Origin of the sequence: Rhodovarius lipocyclicus (assembly GCF_009900765.1) — a bacterium.
GTDB lineage: Bacteria > Pseudomonadota > Alphaproteobacteria > Acetobacterales > Acetobacteraceae > Rhodovarius > Rhodovarius lipocyclicus.
Genome location: NZ_JAAABL010000004.1, coordinates 153,257 through 171,580, shown reverse-complemented (window position 1 = coordinate 171,580; position 18,324 = coordinate 153,257). Strand labels below are relative to the sequence as shown.

The following is an 18,324-nucleotide window of genomic DNA, read 5'->3' as shown; positions in this document are numbered from 1 at the left end:
GAAACGTCCGGATCGAGAAGCAACGCATCCGGAGAGAAATATGTCCGATAAGACCGCATCGGGTGACAGCCAGGGCTGGATGGCGCGCCTCGCGCTGCGCTTCACCGCCTGGGCCGAGAAATGGTTCCCCGACGCCTACATCTTCGCCGCGATCGCCGTGGTGGTGGTCGCCGCCGCCGCCATGCTGAACGGCGCCGCCCCCACCGAGGTGGCGCGCACCTTCGGCAACGGCTTCTGGTCGCTGATCGTGTTCAGCATGCAGATGGCCTTCGTGGCCATCACCGGCTACGTCATCGCCAGCTCGCCGCCGGCCGCGAAGCTGATCACCCGCCTGGCCGCCCTGCCGAAGACCGGCCCGGGGGCGGTCGCCTTCATCGCGCTGATCAGCATGTCGGCCTCCTTCCTGAACTGGGGCATCAGCCTGGTGTTCAGCGGGCTGCTGGCGCGCGCCATGGCCGCGCGCGGTGACCTGCGCATGGACTACCGCGCGGCGGGTGCCGCGGGGTATCTGGGCCTCGGCGCCACCTGGGCGCTGGGCCTGTCCTCCTCGGCGGCGCAGCTGCAGGCCAACCCGGCCAGCCTGCCGCCCTCCGTGCTGCGGATCACGGGCGTGCTGCCCTTCACCGAGACCATCTTCCTCTGGCAGTCCATGGTGATGGCCGTGGTGCTGATGGCGGTCTCCATCCTCATCTGCTGGGTTTCCACCCCCACGGGCGACAAGGCCGTGACGGCGGAGATGCTGGGCGTGGACCCCTCCACCAAGACCGAGCCGCTGCCCCCGCGTGAGAAGCCGGGCGACTGGCTGGAATACTCGCCGCTGCTGACCATCCTGCTGGTGGGCATGGCCGGGGTGTGGATGGTGCTGGAGTTCAACCGCCTGGGCGTGGTGACCGCCATCGCCAACCTCAACACCTACAACCTGATCTGCCTGATGATCGGCATGCTGCTGCACTGGCGCCCGCGTTCCTTCCTCAACGCGGTCTCCAAGGCGGTGCCGGCCACCACCGGCGTGCTGATCCAGTTCCCGCTCTATGGCGCGATCGCGGTGATGATGACGGCGGCCAAGGGCTTCGACGGCCACAGCGTGAGCGACCGCATCGCCCACCTGTTCGTCAGCGTCACCAACCACGACACCTTCCCGCTGCTGATGGGCGTGTATTCGGCCGTGCTGGGCTTCTTCATCCCTTCGGGCGGCGGCAAGTGGATCATCGAGGCGCCGTACGTGATGCAGGCCGCCAACGACCTGCGGGTGCATCTGGGCTGGGCCGTTCAGGTCTACAACGCCGCCGAGGCACTGCCGAACCTGATCAACCCGTTCTGGATGCTGCCGCTGCTGGGCGTGCTGGCGCTGAAGGCGCGCGACATCGTGGGCTTCAGCTTCCTGCAGCTGCTGGTGCACGCGCCGCTGGTGCTGTTCATGCTGTGGTATTTCGCGGGCACGCTGACCTATGTGCCGCCGGTGATGCCGTAGGCGTGGGGCAGGGAGGGGCCCCACCCCTCCCGCTACCGCGGCGCGGTGGTTGAGTTCCCGCCCCGGATCGGCTGAATTGCAAGGGCGCCGATTCCCTGCCTTTCCGTCGGAGACGAAGCCGCTGACCTTTTCAGCCGATACCCCGCACCAGCATGGCGCCTGAACCCCGTTCCGCCTGGCTGCGCCGCGCCTCCGCCGCGGCCTTGCGCAAGGATTGGCCCGAGGCCGCGCGCCTGGCCTGGGCGGCCCGCCAGGGCTGGCCGGATGACCTGCCGCAACTGCTGGACATCGCGATGTGGTGCAGGCGCGCCCGGCGGCCCGAATGGGCGCGCGCGGCGCTGGATGCCGCCGCCGCCCTTGGCCCCAGCCATGGCGTGCATGAGGAAGCCGGCGCCCAGGACCTGCCCGGCCTGCCGGAGCCGGTGGAGGAAAGCCCCGCCTCCCTGCTGCTGGATGTGCAGGACCTGCTGCAATTCCTGCACGATCACGGCAGCGTGTCCGGCATCCAGCGCGTGCAGCTGGGTATCCTGGCGGCGGTGCTGGATGGCAGCGCGGGGCCCGGCGCCGCCGACGCGCTGGCGGTGTTTCCGCAGTTGAACGATTCCCGCCTCTGGGCCGTGCGGCGGGAGGATCTGTCGGCCATCGTGGCCTTCTGCGCCGGCACCCGGCTGGACCCCGCGGAGGCGCGGCTGCTGGTGCAGCGGGCGCGGATGCGGGCGCAGCCGCTGCTGCCCCGCGCGGGGGCGGCGCTGGTGGTGCTGGGGGCCTTCTGGTTTTTCGCGGGCGCGCCCGGCTTCTACATGGCGATGCGCGCGCGCGGCCTCAGGCTCGGTGTGCTGATCTATGACACCTTCCCGGCCACGCACCCGGAATACGCGACCTCCGACACCAGCCTCTATTTCAACCAGGCGCTGAATGAGGCGCTGTTCTTCTGGGATTTCGCGCTGGCGATCTCGGAATACTCGGCGCAGTCCTTCCGGGGGCTGGTGGCGGCGCGCGGCTATCCGCCGGTCGAGACGGTGGCCATTCCGCTGGCCCACAGCTTCGGGCTGACGCCGGTCGAGACGCCGCAATGGCTCGACACCTGGCCCGCGCCGCTGCTGGACGTGAAGGGGCGGGATTTCGTCCTCTCCGTCTCCACCATCGAGGTGCGCAAGAACCACCTGCTGCTGTTCCACGCCTGGAAGCGCATGCTGGAGGCGGGGGAGGACCCGCCGGTGCTGGTGCTGGTGGGCCGGCCCGGCTGGCGCGTGGTGGACCTGATGGGCCAGCTGGAGGCGACCCGGAACCTCGATGGCCGCATCATGGTGGTGCATGGCCTGTCGGATGTGGAGCTGGCCGCGTTGTACCGCGCCTGCCTGTTCACCGTGATGCCGAGCTTCGTCGAGGGCTGGGGCCTGGCGGTGGGGGAGAGCCTGTCCTTCGGCAAGCCCTGCCTCGCCTCGCCCAGCTCGGCCCTGCCGGAGGTGGGCGGCGACCTGGTTGCCTATGCCGACCCGGGCAGCGTGCCCGAATGGCTGGAGAAGCTGCGCTTCTGGCTGCGCGACCGTGCGGCCCTGGCCGCGGCCGAGGCCCGGATCGCGCGCGAGTTCACCCCCCGGCAATGGCCCGAGGTGGCGCGGCATTTCCTGGCCGAGACGGCGCGCCTGATGGCGCTGCCGCCGCGCCATGTGGAATTCCGCGCGGCGCCGCTGCGGCTGCCGACCGGCGCGCGGGTGGCCGCCGGCATCTCCATGGCCGCCACCCAGGGGGGAGAAGGCGGGGCCGGTGCCGTGAGCGCGGCGCTGTCGCAGGCGATCTCCCTGGAATCGGGCTGGTATCCGGCCGAGGCGGGCTGCACCTGGATGCGCGGGCGCAGCGCCCGCTTCACCGCCCGCAGCGACGAACCCCCCGGCAGCATCGTGACGCTGGAGCTGGAGCTGGGCACGCCGCCCTGGCCCGCGCCCAACGGGCTGTCGGTGCGCGTGGCGGGTGGGGACCCGGTGTGGGTGCGGCTGGAGATGCTGGGGGATTTCCGCTTGCAGGTGGCGGGGCCGGTGGCCGGGGATGGCACGGTGCAGCTGCTGTTCCGCCTGGACGAACCGCCCGAGGAACATGGCGAGGACAAGCGCCGGCTGTGCGTGGCGCTGCGCCACATCACCCTGCACCCGGCCGGGGTGGTGCCGATGGAGGCCCCCGGGGATGCCCAGGCGCAGCCGGCCCTGCCGCTGGGCAGGCCGCCGCCGCGCGGCATCTGGTCGTCTCTGAGCCGGGCGGGGCGCCTGCGCCGCCGCGCCAACCTGGCCCGCAACGCCGGGGACTGGGTGGAGGCCGCCGGGCTGTATGCCGCCTATCTGCGCGAATGCCCGCGCGATGCGGCGCTGCATGTGCAGCACGGCAACGCGCTGTCCATGGCCGGGGAATTGCTGCTGGCGCTGGAAGCCTACGACCGCGCCGAATCGCTGGGCGATGCCACCGCGCGGGAGATGCGCAGCCATGCCCTGCGCCGCGCCGGCCGGTTGCAGCAGGCGGAGCTGGCCCTGCTGGGCCCCGCCCGCGCGCCCCGCCGCAGTGAGGGCAACCGCCTGCTGCTGGATGTGACCGCGCTGCTGGAGACCGGCGGCAGCTGGGCCGCGCGGCGCTGGCGGCTGGGTGTCGCCCAGGGGCTCGCTCAGGTGCTGTCGGGCCGCGACATGCCGCATCTGGACCTGCTGATCAGCCCCGCCGGGCAGGATGAGCTGTGGCTGCTGCCGCGCGATGCGCTGGCGGGGCTCTCGGCGCCGGCGCCCGAGCAGCGCCGGGCCGCGCGCGACACGGTGGCCGCGCAGAGCAGCCCCTTCCTGGCCGCCGCCAGCGACCGGCTGCTGGTGCTGGATGCCGGGCTGCGGGACGCCCCGCCCAAGGGCTGGCGCCTGGCCCGCCAGGCGGGTGCCGCCACCACCCTGGTGCTGGCCGAGCCCGCGGCCCTGACCCGCCCGCACCGCGCGGCCCCCGATGCGGCGCGCGCCGTGCTGGCCGCGCTGGAAGCGCCCTCGGCCTTCGACGCCGTGCTGCTGCCCTGCCCGGACTGGGGGCTGGAGGCCGCGCTGGCCAGGCTCGGCCGGGGCGTGCTGGCGGCCCAGACCCTGCCCTGCTGCCCCACGCCCAGGCTGTTGCGGGAGGACACGCCCCCCGAATTGCCTGAGGGCCGCTTCCTGCTGGTCAGCCGCCTGTCGGCCCCGGTGCGGGAGGCGTTGGCCCTGCTCGGCCCCGCCTGCCCGCCCGTCTGCCTGCTGGAGGGCGAGGCCCCCGGCTGCACCGCCCTGCACTGGCCGGATGCGGCGCCGCTGGAGGCGCTGCTGGCCCGTTCGCTGCTCGCCATCTCGGCCGAGGATGAGGGGCAGTGGCCCGCCCTGCTGGTGGCCGCCGCCGAGGCCGGGTTGCCTTGCCTGGCGCCGCGCGGCGTGGCCTTCCCGGCCATCGCCTACGACCCGCTGGACCCGGTGGGGCTGGCCGGGCTGATCGGGCTGGCGCTGGACAACCCGCCCGCGCCGAGTGCCGGCGTGCCCGCCGCCTTCTGCGCGGGGTGGGAGGAACTGGCCCTGGCCATGCTGGCGGCGGAGCCCGCCTTGCCGGAACTGGCGGGTGATGATGCCCCGCCCGCCCCCCTGCTACCGGAGGCCGGGCCCGAGCCCGGCTGGGTCTCGGCGGCGCATCGCGCGGGGAGCGGGCCATGAAGCTGCTGCTGGATCTGCAGGGCGCCCAGGGCGGCAGCCGCCATGCCGGGCTCGGCCGCTATACGCTGGAGCTGGCGCGGGCCATCGCCGCCGAGCGTGGCCCGCATGAGGTGCATGTGCTGCTGAACGCGGCCCGCCCCGAGGCCGCCGCCGCGCTGGAGGCGGAGTTCGCGCCGCTGCTGGGCCGGGGGGCCATCCATCGCTTCACCCCTCCGCAGGGCAGCGCGGCCGGCACCGACCCGCACCACCCGCTGCGCCGCGCGGCGGAGCTGATCCGCGCCCAGGCGGTGCTGGCTGTGGCCCCGGACGTGCTGCATGTCGGCAGCCCCTTCGAGGGCTGGAATGAGCCCCTCGTCACCACCTGGCCGGAGGCGCTGCCGCGCCCGGTGACGGTGGCGACCCTGCATGACCTGATCCCGCTCTCCCACCCCAGGGATTATCTGGAGGGTGCCTGGCGCACCGCCGGGCTGGTGCCCTGGTATGCCCGGCATGTGCTGGAACTCGGCCGGATGGACGGGCTGCTGTGCAATTCGGAGGCGACGCGCCAGGAGGGGCTGCGCCACCTGGACCTGCCGGCGGAGGCGCTGCTGACCGTGGGCGGCGGGGTCTCGGCGGCTTTCGCACCGGGTGCGGGCCCCGCGCCGCTGGCCGGGCGCTATGTGCTGTGCCTGGGGCTGAACGACATCCGCAAGAACGAGGCCCGGTTGATCCAGGCCTTCGCCCTGCTGCCCGCGGAATTGCGGGAGGGGCTGGTGCTGGCCGTCACCGGCTCGGTGCCCGAGGCGCATCTGCACGCGCTGGCCGCCCAGGCCGGGCTGGCGGCGGAAGCCGTGCGGCATCTGGGCTTTGTCGAGGAAGCGGCACTGCCCGTGCTCTATGCCGGGGCGGCGCTGTTCGTGCTGCCCTCCCTGGCGGAGGGCTTCGGCCTGCCGCTGGCCGAGGCGATGGCCAGCGGCGCGCCCTTCTGCGCCAGCGATCGCGGCGCGATGCCGGAGGTCGCGGGCCGCGCCGACGTGCTGTTCGACCCGGAAAACCCGGCCGACATGGCCCGGGTGATGGGGCGCATCCTGGGCGATGCCGGCTTCACCGAGGAGCTGCGCGCCTATGGCCCCGCCCGCGCCGCCGGGTTGACCTGGCAGGCCGCCGCCGCCCGCGCCTGGGCGGGCTTCGAGGCCTGGGCCGGGCCCGCCCGGGCACCGCTGCCGCGCCTGGCCATGACCGGTCCGCTGCCACCGGAGCCGAGCGGCATCGCCGACTACACGGCGGAGCTGGTGCCCGCCCTGGCCCGCCACTACGCCATCACGCTGGTCAGCGCGGAGCGGCCGCGCGACGGGCTGCTGGCCGGCCTGCCCTGGATGCCGCTGGACGGCTTCGCGCCGCATCTGTGGCATTTCGACCGGGTGCTGCATCAGGTCGGCAACTCCCACCTGCATCACACCCAGCACGCCATGCTGCTGCCGCTGCGCCAGGCCACCACGGTGCTGCACGATGTGGGGCTGCCGGAATACCGGCGCTGGGCGGCGGGCGAATCCCGGCCGGCGCTGCTGGCCGCGCTGTACCGCAACCATGGCTACCCCGCCCTGCTGGCGGCGCTGGAGGGCGATGCCGGGGCGGTGGCGCAATCCCTGCCGATGTCCGCCGAGGTGCTGGAGAACAGCGCGGGCGTGATCGTGCATTCCGAAGCCGCGCTGGACATGCTGCGCGATGCCTATGGCGACCCGGCGCTGGAGCAGGCCCGGGTGGTGCCGCATCTGCGCCGCCGCCTGGACCTGCCGCCGCGCCCGGCCGCGCGCGCCCGGCTGGGGCTGGACCCGGAGCGGCTGGTGATCGCCAGCTTTGGTGCCTGCGTGCCGAAGAAGCTGCCTCTGCCGCTGGTGCGGGCGCTCGCGGCCTCGGGGCTGGAGGCGGAGCTGGTCTTCGCTGGCGGCGCCCAGCCCGGCCTGCCCGGCGTGATCGAGGCCGAGGCCCGCGCCGCCGGGGTGGGCCAGCGGGTGCGGGTGACGGGCCAGCTGGACCGTGCGGCCTATGAGGATTGGCTGGCGGCCGCCGATATCGCCGTGCAGCTGCGTGGCCGCCACCAGGGCGAGAGCAGCGGGGCGGTGGCCGATGCCATGGCCGCCGGCCTGCCCTGCATCGTGAATGCCATGGGCAGCCTGGCCGAATTGCCGCGTGAGGCGGTGCTGTGCCTGCCCCCCGCGCCGGAGGTGGCGGAGTTGGCCGAGGCGCTGGGCGCGCTGGGCCGGGACGCCGCCCGCCGCGCCGTGCTGGGGGCTGCGGGCCGGGCGCATGTGGCCAGCGTGCTGTCCCCCACGCGCATCGCCGAAGCCTATGCCCAGGTGATCGAGGCCAGCCACGCGGCCAGCGCGCCGCTGGGCGTGCTGCGCGGGCTCGGGCATGGGGCGCTGCCCTCGGGCGGAGCAGGGGATCTGGCGCGGGCCCTGGCCGCGAGCTTTCCGCACCCGCGCCAGCCGCGTCTGTGGATCGCGGCCTCCGGCTGGAACCGGGCGCGCTTCGCCGATATGGCCGATGGCAGGCGGCCGGAGCCGGTGCGGCTGGTGGGGGGGGCCTGGCACAGCGACCATGCCGGTCTGGCGGCCGCGCTGGGCCTCGGGCGCCCCGCGATGGCGGATGGGCCGGTGGTGCCGCGGGCGGGAGACGGGGTACTGGCGGAGGAAGAGGAGAGAGCCTGGCTGCCCGAAGGGGTGGCTTGGCTCCGCTGAACCCGATAACACAAAATTGAACAGATGCTCGGCGCCTGAGGCGGCGCGGGCGCTCAGTCGGCGGGAGTCAGGCTCTTGATCAGGTCGAACACGCGCTTGCGGACGGAGGGATCGGTGACGCGGTAATAGGCACGCACCAGCTCCAGCGTTTCGCGCCGGTGCAGGGTGTCGTCCTCGAATCCATCCTGGGTTTCGGCGAAACCGGCGATGCGGCGGGTGACGGCGGAGGAGCCGCCCATCGCATCGGGCATGTCGTCGAAGAAGAAGCTGATGGGCACGTCCAGCACCCGCGCCAGGTCGAACAGGCGAGAGGCACCGATGCGGTTCACACCGCGCTCATACTTCTGAACCTGTTGAAAAGTCAGGCCAAGAGCCTCACCCAGCCGCTCCTGGCTCATCCCCAGCAGCGTACGGCGCAGGCGCACCCGGGCGCCCACGTGAACGTCGATCGGGCTAGGCCGGTGCTCCTTGTCGCCTCGCTCTAGCGTTTCGTCACTGGGCATAGCCTGTTTCATCCGCTTCCGTTTCGTGGCTTGAGGCCACCCCCTAAGACGGTGCCGTGACGTGGCGCCACAACGCGCCGCTTTTTGCAGGCTTGGACCCAGCATCCTGCGTGAGAGCCATGTTCTTAACGGCTTGGAAAGGGATGGTCAATATTTTCAAGAAGTCTCAATAAATATATCTTTTCCGAAAATTCGTTACAAAACCCGCCGCCTCCCAAGCCATGCCGGTAGAGCAACAACAAGAGACAGCAACCCTGGAATCAACAGCCCCCAACGGCTGAACAGGGTGGGGCTGGCAGCCCCCGGCAGCCAGCCGGCCAGGGTGCCGGTGGTGCCAAGCCCCAGCCGCCGCAATTCCCGCCCCGAGGCATCGAACACCGCCGAGATTCCGGTCTGGGCTGCCCGGATCATGGGCAGGCCTTCCTCCACCGCGCGCAGCCGGCTGCTGGCCAGGTGTTGGAACGGGCCGGCGGACAGGCCGAACCAGGCATCATTGGTGATGTTCAGCAGCCAGGCGGGGCGGGTGGCGCCCACCACCTGGCCGGGGAAGATCACCTCATAGCAGATCAACGGGCTGAAGGGCGGCAGGCCGCCCGGCGCCAGGCTGCGCGGGCCGGGCCCGGCCGAGAAGTCCCGCCCACCCATCACCATGCGGATGGGGATCAGCCCGCCCAGCGGCATGAACTCGCCGAAGGGCACCAGATGCGCCTTGTCGAACACCTCCGTCACCTCCGCGCGGGGGCTGACGCCGACCAGGGAGTTGAAGACGCGGTCCAGCCGCCCATCCGCCGCCCATTCGGCGCGGATGCTGCCCGCCAGCAGCTGGCTGTTCGGCGGCAGCGCATCGGCGACATAGCGCCGGGCCTCGGCATCCTCGGCCAGCAGGAAGGGGCTGGCGGTCTCGGGCCAGATCACGGCGATGGGCGCATCGGGGTTGGCCTGCCGCGCGGTGCTGGCCGCCAGCGCCGTCAGGTCCAGGTAGCGCTGGAAGATGGGCAGGCGCTGGTCCTGCTGCCACTTCACGTCCTGCGCCACATTGGCCTGCACCATCACCAGCATCACGCCGGGGGCGGGGGGCTCCGGCAGGGTCAGGCGCCAGGCGCCATAGCCCATCCAGCCCGCCAGCACCGCGACACCCGCGGCCATCCAGCGCCAGTCCCTCAGCGCCGGCAGGCAGGCCAGGAACACGGTCAGCAGCGACAGGCCATGGGTGCCGATCACGGCCGCCGGCTGCAGCGGCAGCGGGTGGAAGGCCCAGACCGTGCCCAGCAGGTTCCAGGGAAAGCCGGTGAACAGGAAGCCCCGGATGATCTCGCCCAGCACCCACACGCCGCTGAAGGCCAGCACGCGGCGCCAGCCGGGGGGGGCGAACCAGGCGGCCAGCGCCGGCAGCGCGCCGGTGAGTGCCACCGGGATCGCCAGCCCCGGCGCCGCGAAGGGCACCAGCCACCACCATTTCGCCAGATCGGTGAGCAGCGCGTGGGTGACCCAGTACAGCCCCACCGCGTGGTGCCCCCAGGCGAAGGCGAAGCCGAGCCAGGCCGCGCGCCGCCAGCCCCCCGCGGCGCCGATCAGCGCCAGCAGGGCCGGGAAGGCAATGAGCAGGATGGGCACCGCATGCACGGGCGGCAGCGCCAGGGCGGACAAGGCACCCAGCCCGATCGCGCTGGGCAGGGGGCGGCTGGCCAAGGCCTTGAGGCGGGCAAGAGGGTTCTGCACAGAACAGGGGCTAGCCCGGTCCGGGGCGCGGCGCAATCACCGGCGCGTGAACCGCGCCGGCGACGCCGCGCTCAGATGTCCAGATTCGCCACCTTCAGCGCGTTCTCCACGATGAACTCGCGGCGCGGTTCCACCACATCGCCCATCAGGGTGGAGAACACGCTTTCCGCATCCTCCACATCCTCGATCTTCACCTGCAACAGGGTGCGGGCATCGGGGTTCAGCGTGGTGTGCCACAGCTGGTCCGGGTTCATCTCGCCCAGGCCCTTGAAGCGCTGCACCGTCAGGCCGCGCCGGCCCTGGGCCAGGATGCGCTCCAGCGCCGCGTGCGGGCCGCGGGGGGCGGCCTCCACGGCGTCGAAGGTCAGGCGCGGGGGCGTGGCGTAGTCGCGCTCCAGCGTGGGGAACTGCTCCGTCAGCCAGCGCGCGTCCGGCGTGTTCAGCAGCGCCATGGACAGGTTCAGCCTCTCCGTCACGCCACGCACCACGCGGTGCAGATGGATGCCGGCGGCATCCACCGTGGTCATCCAGCCGCGCTCGGCGGGGTGGGCGATCGCGTCCAGCCGGGCGGCCAGGCGCTGGGCGGATTCGAGGTCGGGCTGCGCCTTCAGCGCGCCGGCCAGCGCCGCCTGCTCCAGCACCTCGGGCGGGACATGGCCGGAGATGCGGCGGATGCGGCCCGAGATCTGGCGCAGCTTGCGCACTTCCTCATCCAGCGCCGCCCCCTCCAGCATGCCGCCGGGCAGGTACAGCTTGGCGTTGGACAGCGCCTTCTCCAGCAGGAATTCCTCCAGCGCGGCGTCGTCCTTCAGGTAGCGTTCCTCCTGCCCGCGCTTGGCGCGGTACAGCGGCGGCTGGGCGATATACAGGTAGCCCGCCTCGATCAGCTGCGGCATCTGCCGGTAGAAGAAGGTCAGCAGCAGGGCACGGATGTGGCTGCCGTCCACATCGGCGTCCGTCATGATGACGATGTGGTGGTAGCGCAGCTTCTCCAGGCTGAAGCCGCCCCGGGCGGGCTCTCCGCTGCCGATGCCGGTGCCGAGTGCTGTGATCAGCGTGCCGATTTCGGCGCTGCCCAGCATCTTGTCCAGCCGCGCGCGCTCCACGTTCAGGATCTTGCCCTTCAGCGGCAGGATGGCCTGGTTGGCGCGGTTGCGGCCCTGCTTGGCGGAGCCGCCGGCGCTGTCGCCCTCGACGATGAACAGCTCGGATTTCGCCGGGTCCTTCTCGGCGCAATCGGCCAGCTTGCCGGGCAGGGTGCTGATGTCGAGCGCGTTCTTGCGCCCCACCTTCTCGCGCGCCAGCTGGGCGGCCTTGCGGGCGGCGGCGGACAGCACCACCTGCTCCAGCACGATTTTCGCTTCCTTCGGGTGCGTCTCGAACCAGTGGCTCAGCGCATCGGCGACCGCCATCTGCACCACCGGCTGCACCTCGGAGGAGACCAGCTTGTCCTTGGTCTGGCTGGAGAATTTCGGGTCGGGCACCTTCACCGACAGCACGGCCGTCAGGCCCTCGCGCATGTCGTCGCCGATGAGCTCGACCTTCTCCTTCTTCGCCAGATCCTCGGCGTATTTCATCACCACGCGGGTCAGCGCCTGGCGGAAGCCCGCCTGGTGGGTGCCGCCATCGCGCTGGGGGATGTTGTTGGTGAAGCACAGGGCGAGTTCGCGCGGGGAGCTGGTCCACCACATGGCCAGCTCCACCCGGATGCCCTCGGTTTCCTTGGTGGTCAGGTTGATCGGCGGCTTGAACAGGGGCTCCTTGCCCTTGTCCAGCCACTCCACGAAGGCACCGAGGCCGCCGGTGAAGCAGAATTCCGTGCGCAGTTCCGGCACCACCCGCGTGTCGGTCACGGTGATGGCGAGGCCGGAGTTCAGGAAAGCCAGCTCCCGCAGGCGGCGCTCCAGGACGGCGAATTCGTATTCGACCTTGGTGAAGGTGCCGGAGCTGGGCTTGAACGTCACCTCCGTGCCGGTCATGTGGCCGGAGGGGCCCACCACCTTCAGCGGCTGCACCGTCTCGCCATGCTCGAAGCGGATGAAATGCTCCTGGCCATGGCGCCAGATCCGCACTTCCATCCATTCGGACAGCGCATTGACCACGGCCGCACCCACGCCATGCAGGCCACCCGAGACCTTGTAGCTGTTCTGGTTGAACTTGCCGCCCGCGTGCAGGCGCGTCAGCACCACCTCGGCCGCGGAGACGCCTTCTTCCTCATGCATGTCCACGGGGATGCCGCGCCCGTCATCGGTGACGGTGACGGAGCCATCGCCGTTCAGCCGCACATCGACGCGGGAGGCGAAGCCCGCCTGGGCCTCGTCCACGGCATTGTCGATGATCTCGAACGCCATGTGGTGCAGGCCGGAGCCGTCATCGGTATCGCCAATGTACATGCCCGGCCGTTTGCGCACCGCTTCGAGGCCGCGCAGCACGGTGATGGAGGAGGCTTCGTACGCATCGGCGCCGGCTTCACCGGGAGTGGCGCTGGGATCACTCATGTGCTCGGGCAAATCCTTGGAAAATCAAGCCAGACAGGGCCGTGCCGTATAGCAGAAATTCCCCGCCTAGGGCAGGGGCAAATCCGGATTTTCCCGCAGGCCCCCGGGCCCCGCCAGGAAGCCCTGCGCCGTGCCCTTCAGCGCGCCGAAAATCTCGCTCTCCGTGCCCGTCAGCCAGGCCTGGGCGGGCAGGGTGGACAGGGCCTCGAACAGCGCCTCCCGCCGGGCGGCGTCGAAATGCGCGGCCACCTCATCCAGCAGCAGCAAGGGCGCGAAGCCGCGCACCTGCGCGATCAGCCCCGCATGGGCCAGCACGGTGGAGACCAGCAGCGCCTTCTGCTCACCCGTGGAGCACAGGGCGGCGGGCACGCCCTTTTCCCGGTGTTCCAGGCGCAGGTCGGCGCGGTGCGGGCCTTCCACCGCGGTGCCGGCGGCGCGGTCGCGGCCGCGCGCCTCCCGCAGGGCGCGGCGCAGGGCTTCCTCCACCTCCAGCGCGGGCTGGTCCGCCAGGGCCTGGGCGGTGGCGCAGGACAGCCCCACCACCGCCGAGGGGAAGCCCCCCAGCGCGCCCGCCGCCAGGCTGGCATCCAGCCGGCCCACCAGGGCGCGGCGGGCGGCGGCGGTGGCCACGCCGTGGCGGGCCATCGCATCCTCCAGCGCGGTCAGCCAATCGGCGGCGCCGCCCTCGGCCAGCAGGCGGTTGCGCTGGGCCATGGCGTTCTCGTATGCCGCGACCTCCCGCGCATGGCCGGGCTCCAGGGCGAACACCAGGCGGTCGAGGAAACGCCGGCGGCCGGAGGCGGCCTCCTGGAACAGCCGGTCCATCTGCGGGGTCAGCCAGACCGCCGCCACGCGCTCGGCCAGTTCCGCCTGGCTGCGGGCGGGGGTGCCGTCGAGGCGGAACACCCGGCGGTCCGGGCTGTCGGGGGCAGTGCCGGTGCCGATCTCGAACTCACCCCAGGCGCCGGTGAAACGCCCGGCCACGGCCCAGCGGGGGGTGCCCACGCGCGACAGCTCCGCCACCTTGGCGCCGCGCAGGCCGCGCCCGGGGCCGAGCAGGGACAGGGCCTCCAGCAGATTGGTCTTGCCCGCGCCGTTCGGGCCGGTCAGGACCACCATGCGGGCCGGGGTGGACAGGGTCGCGGCCGGGTAGGAGCGGAAATCGGTCAGCACGACGCGGGTGAGACGCAAAGCCGGGGTCATTCAGCGCGAGCCCCCAAGAGCGTGAAAAGGCCGAGGGGTCTGCCCCTCGGGCTCCCCGCATCAAACCGTGGGGCGGGCCCCACACCCCAAGGGCCGAAAGGCCCTTGGAACCCATCAGATTGGCGCGGCCTTCGGGAAGGGCGGCGCCTTGTCTATCAAATGCTTGGGGCGGCGGTTTTCAAGGCCGGGAGCGAGAGGGCAGGGCCCCTCGCCGCGTCCTCAAACCCGCATCGGCATCAGCACATACAGCGCTTCCGGTTTCGCCGCGTCCCGCACCACGGTGGGCGAGGAACCATCGGCGAACTGGAATTCCACCTTGTCGCCGATCTGCTCGGTGATGTCGGCCAGGTAGCGCGCCTGGAAGCCGATCTCGAGCGGCCCGGCGCTGTATTCCACATTGCCCTCGTCCAGCTCTTCCTGGGCCTGGCCCTGGTCGGCGCTGCTGGCTTCGAGCCGCAGGTGGTTGCGGTCCACGGAGAGCTTCACGGGGCGGGAGCGCTCGCTGCTGATCGCGGCGACGCGGGCCACGGCCTCGGCGAATTCCTTCTTGTCCACGCGCAGGATCTTGTCGTTCCCGCGCGGGATCACCCGCTCATAATCCGGGAAGGTGCCGTCGATCAGCTTGGAGGTCAGCAGCACGCTGCCGACCTTGAACTGGGCCTTGGTCTCCGACAGGCGGATCTCGATCTCGTCCTGGGTTTCCTCGGCCAGCTTGCGCAGCTCATTCACCGTCTTGCGGGGGATGATCACGCCCTGCATGCCGGCGGAGCCTTCGGGGGCGGGCTCCTCCACGCGGGCCAGGCGGTGGCCGTCGGTGGCGGCGGCGCGCAGCACCGGGGTGCCGTCCACCTCGGCCACATGGATGTAGATGCCGTTCAGGTAATAGCGCGTCTCCTCGGTGGAGATCGCGAATTTCGTGCGGTCGATCAGGCCGCGCAGGGTGGCGGCCGGCAGGGCGAAGCGCACCGGCAGCTTGCCCTCGGTCATGGAGGGGAAATCCTCCACCGGCAGGGCCAGCATGTTGGTCACGAAACGGCCGGCGCGCAGCACCAGGGGCGCCTCGCCGCCCGGGTGGTCCAGCTCGATCTTGGCGCTTTCGGGCAGCTTGCGCACGATGTCGTACAGCGTGGCGGCGGGGGCCGTGGTGCGGCCGGGGCGGATGACGGTGACCCCCGCCACATCCTCCACCACCGCGATTTCCATGTCGGTGGCCGTCAGGCTCAGCCCGCCATCCTTCGCATCCAGCAGCACATTGGCCAGGATGGGAATGGTGTTCCGGCGTTCCACCACCGACTGTACGTGCGCCAGGGCCTTCAGAAGGATGGCACGGTCCACTGCGATCTTCATTGAGGCCCCCACGGAGAAAACCGCCACAACACCGCCCACCCGGCCGCGATTCGGCCGGGATGAGCCCTGACCCTAGCTAACAGGGCCCGGGCGCGCGGGAAAGGCCAGCAAGCGGCCTAGGCTGTGGACACCTTAACAGATGCGGCGTGCGGGGCAGCCTATCGCCGCCAATGCGGCCGGTGGTGCCCATGGTGCCAATGCGGGCGCGGCGGCGGGGCGTAATGCGGCCGGTGATAGTAGTAGGGCGGCGGGGCATAGTGCGGGCGCCAGTGCGGCCGGTGATGCCAGCGCGGCGGCGGCGGCGGCGCGTAATAGGGGCGCGGGTGGTGGTAATACTGCACGGGCGTGGCCGTCGCCACGCCATCCGCCAGGGCATGGGGGGCGGCGCCCAGGCCCATGGCGCCCGCGCCCGCCGCGGGCAGCAGCCCCAGGGCCAGGGCGGCGGCGATCAGAATCCTGCGCATGACGTCCTCCAATGCGTGGGTTCATGGAGGATCCGTAATGCGCCGCCCAAATGGCATGATCGGGGCCGGATTGTCGCATTCCCGTGGCAGCCTGGTCTGGGCGTGCGCCCCGCATAAATACGATTCTAAAACGTTAATATGCTGGATGATGCTGTTGCGCGCCCCTTCGGCTTGCGGTAATGCCTCAAAAAATGCCGGATAATCACAAATTCCACCAGGAATTTTTCGGTCATCCCGGCGAGCAACCCGGAGGCGCCCATGGGCAGCACCATCACCGCCAACCGCCTGACCGATGGCGTCGTCATCTGGCGCGACGCGCAGGGCGGCTGGAACCCCGACCAGGCCCAGGCCGCGCTGCTGGAAGGCGACGCCCTGGCCGAGACGCTGGAGCGCGCCCGCCGCGAGGACCAGAACCTGGCCGTGGACATCCGCGAGATCCCCGTGGAAGGCCGTGTGCCGGTGGAATACCGCGAGCGCCTGCGTGCCGAGGGCCCCTCCGTGCGGCCGGACCTGCTGGGCAAGGGCCATGGCTGGCCCGCCGGGCCGTTCCCGCCGCTACCCAGCGTCAGCCATTCCTCCCCGGATGCGGGCGTGTACCGTTATGACGAGGCGGACCGTGAATTCCTGCGCCAGCGCGCCGCCCAATTCGCCCAGCAGACCGAACGCCGGCTGAAGGGCGAGTTGAATGAGGAGGAGTTCAAGCCGCTCCGCCTGATGAACGGGCTGTACCTGCAGCTGCATGGCTACATGCTGCGCGTGGCCATCCCCTATGGCGTACTGAGCGCGACCCAGCTGCGGCAGATGGCCTATGTCGCGCGGCACTACGACCGCTGCTATGGCCATTTCACCACCCGGCAGAACATCCAGTTCAACTGGCCCCGCCTGGTCGATACGCCCGAGATCCTGCGCATCCTGGCCGAGGCGGATATCCACGCCATCCAGACTAGCGGCAATTGCGTGCGCAACGTCACCACCGACCACTTCGCCGGCGCCGCGGCGGATGAGGTGGTGGACCCGCGCCTATATGCCGAGATCCTGCGGCAATACTCCACCGATCACCCTGAATTCACGTATCTTCCGCGTAAATTCAAGATCGCCATTACCGGCAGCGAGGAGGACCGCGCGGCTATCCGCGTGCACGATATCGGCCTGATCGCCCGCCGCGACGCAGCGGGTGAGATCGGCTTCGAGGTGCATGCCGGTGGCGGCCTCGGCCGCACCCCCATCATCGCCACCAAGCTGCGCGACTGGCTGCCCGCGCGGGACCTGCTGCGCTATGTCGAGGCGGTGCTGCGCGTCTACAACGCGCTCGGCCGGCGGGACAACATCTACCGCGCCCGCATCAAGATCCTGATCCGCGACACCAAGCCCGAGGCCTTCCGCCAGATGGTGGACGACGCCTTCGCGGCCCTGCCCGCCGACTACGCGGTGCTGACCGACGATCTGCTGGCCCAGGTCGCGGAGCGCTTCCACACGCCGCCCTTCCTGACCCTGCCCGAAGCCGCCCCCGCCTTCGAGGCCGCCCTCGTCTCCGACCCCGGCTTCGCCGATTGGGTGGCGCGCAACACCCACCCGCACCGCGTGCCCGGCTATATCTGCGCCACCATCACGCTGAAGCCCGCGGGCGGCATCCCGGGCGATGCCACGGCGGGCGAGATGGAACTGATCGCGGGCCTGGCCGAGCGCTATTCCTTCGGCGAGCTGCGCGTCAGCCACGAGCAGAACCTGGTGTTGCCGCATATGGAGAAGCAGGCGCTGCCCGCCCTCTATGCCGCGCTGCGCGAGGCGGGGCTGGCCGGCGCCAATGCGGGGCTGGCCACCAACATCATCGCTTGCCCTGGCATGGATTACTGCGCGCTCGCCACCGCCCGCTCCATCCCCGTCGCCCAGCGGCTGAGCCAGCATCTGGCGGCGCGGGAGGCTGAGATCGGTCCGCTGGACCTCAACATCTCCGGCTGCATCAACGCCTGCGGGCAGCACCATATCGGCCATATCGGGCTGCTCGGCGTCGATCGGAACGGCGAGGAGGTCTATCAGATCACCCTGGGCGGGGCGGCCGACGAGAAGGCCGCGATCGGCGGCATCATCGGCCATTCGGTGCCGACGGCGCAGGTGGTGGGCGCGGTGGATGCCATTCTCGACACCTATCTGGCCCGGCGAGACCCGGGCGAGCGCTTCATCGACACCTATCGCCGCCTGGGCGCGGCCCCGTTCAAGGAGGCGGTCTATGGCACTCATTGACATCGCCGCCCGGGAAATCCCGGAGGCCGGCGCCCCGGTCCTGACGCTGGAAGAACTGCCCGGCGCCACCGGCGAGGGGTTGGCCGTGTTCCTGCCCGCCGGTACGGCGCCGGAGGCGGTGCTGCCCCACCTGTCCCGCCTGGCGCTGCTGCTGGTGGAATTCCCGAAGTTCCGCGACGGCCGGGGCTTCACCCTGGGCCGCACGCTGCGCGAACGCTACGGCTTCCAGGGGGATATCCGGGCGACCGGACATATCATCCCGGATCAGCTGTCGATGCTGAAGCAGTGCGGGTTCACCAGCGTGATGACGCCGCAGGAACACCCGCCGGAGCAGTGGCGCGGATTGCGGGAGCCGACGCAACGGCAGCTGCTGCAGAGATTGCTGGTGAAGTAGCAGCAGGGGGCACCGCCCCCTGGACCCCCGGCAAGGGGCGCCGCCCCTTGCATCCCCGCAAAGGGTTGT

Annotated in this window: 11 protein-coding genes; 5 read left to right on the top strand and 6 right to left on the bottom strand. The window is 71.3% G+C overall.

Going from position 1 to position 18,324, the window contains the following annotated elements:
• Positions 1 to 40: 40 nt before the first annotated feature.
• From GT007_RS07180 to GT007_RS07170, 3 genes are all read left to right on the top strand, one after another.
• Positions 41 to 1,471 (top strand): short-chain fatty acid transporter, encoded by a 1,431-nt coding sequence (locus GT007_RS07180; RefSeq protein WP_268894548.1) that lies wholly within the window; start codon positions 41 to 43, stop codon positions 1,469 to 1,471.
• Between the two features lie 152 nt (positions 1,472 to 1,623).
• On the top strand, positions 1,624 to 5,166 hold the full coding sequence (locus GT007_RS07175) for a glycosyltransferase family 4 protein (RefSeq protein WP_160120909.1): 3,543 nt from the start codon (positions 1,624 to 1,626) through the stop codon (positions 5,164 to 5,166).
• Positions 5,163 to 7,886, top strand: coding sequence for a glycosyltransferase (locus GT007_RS07170; RefSeq protein WP_160120908.1), 2,724 nt, complete (start codon positions 5,163 to 5,165; stop codon positions 7,884 to 7,886). Before GT007_RS07175 ends, GT007_RS07170 begins: the two co-directional genes overlap by 4 nt.
• Before the next feature lie 53 nt (positions 7,887 to 7,939).
• On the opposite strand, the gene GT007_RS07165 is transcribed toward GT007_RS07170, so the two are convergent.
• The 6 genes from GT007_RS07165 to GT007_RS07140 form a co-directional block, all read right to left on the bottom strand.
• The gene (locus GT007_RS07165; protein ID WP_160120907.1) at positions 7,940 to 8,389 is read right to left on the bottom strand and encodes a helix-turn-helix transcriptional regulator; all 450 of its coding nucleotides are present in this window, start codon (positions 8,387 to 8,389) and stop codon (positions 7,940 to 7,942) included.
• Positions 8,390 to 8,584: 195 nt separating this feature from the next.
• Positions 8,585 to 10,108: an apolipoprotein N-acyltransferase gene (lnt, locus tag GT007_RS07160; RefSeq protein WP_160120906.1), complete on the bottom strand. Its 1,524-nt coding sequence runs from the start codon at positions 10,106 to 10,108 to the stop codon at positions 8,585 to 8,587.
• A gap of 71 nt (positions 10,109 to 10,179) precedes the next feature.
• Positions 10,180 to 12,606: a DNA topoisomerase (ATP-hydrolyzing) subunit B gene (gene gyrB / locus GT007_RS07155; RefSeq protein ID WP_160120905.1), complete on the bottom strand. Its 2,427-nt coding sequence runs from the start codon at positions 12,604 to 12,606 to the stop codon at positions 10,180 to 10,182.
• Positions 12,607 to 12,672: 66 nt separating this feature from the next.
• Positions 12,673 to 13,797, bottom strand: coding sequence for a DNA replication/repair protein RecF (recF, locus tag GT007_RS07150; protein ID WP_236571543.1), 1,125 nt, complete (start codon positions 13,795 to 13,797; stop codon positions 12,673 to 12,675).
• Positions 13,798 to 14,028: 231 nt separating this feature from the next.
• Positions 14,029 to 15,156, bottom strand: coding sequence for a DNA polymerase III subunit beta (gene dnaN, locus GT007_RS07145; RefSeq protein ID WP_160120903.1), 1,128 nt, complete (start codon positions 15,154 to 15,156; stop codon positions 14,029 to 14,031).
• Between the two features lie 158 nt (positions 15,157 to 15,314).
• Positions 15,315 to 15,620 (bottom strand): hypothetical protein, encoded by a 306-nt coding sequence (locus GT007_RS07140; protein WP_160120902.1) that lies wholly within the window; start codon positions 15,618 to 15,620, stop codon positions 15,315 to 15,317.
• A gap of 258 nt (positions 15,621 to 15,878) precedes the next feature.
• On the opposite strand from GT007_RS07140, the gene GT007_RS07135 reads away from it, so the two are divergent.
• Both GT007_RS07135 and GT007_RS07130 read left to right on the top strand, forming a co-directional pair.
• Complete coding sequence (locus GT007_RS07135) at positions 15,879 to 17,861, top strand: DUF2849 domain-containing protein (protein WP_160120901.1); 1,983 nt, start codon at positions 15,879 to 15,881, stop codon at positions 17,859 to 17,861.
• Positions 17,848 to 18,255 (top strand): DUF934 domain-containing protein, encoded by a 408-nt coding sequence (locus GT007_RS07130; protein WP_160120900.1) that lies wholly within the window; start codon positions 17,848 to 17,850, stop codon positions 18,253 to 18,255. Before GT007_RS07135 ends, GT007_RS07130 begins: the two co-directional genes overlap by 14 nt.
• Positions 18,256 to 18,324 lie beyond the last annotated feature (69 nt).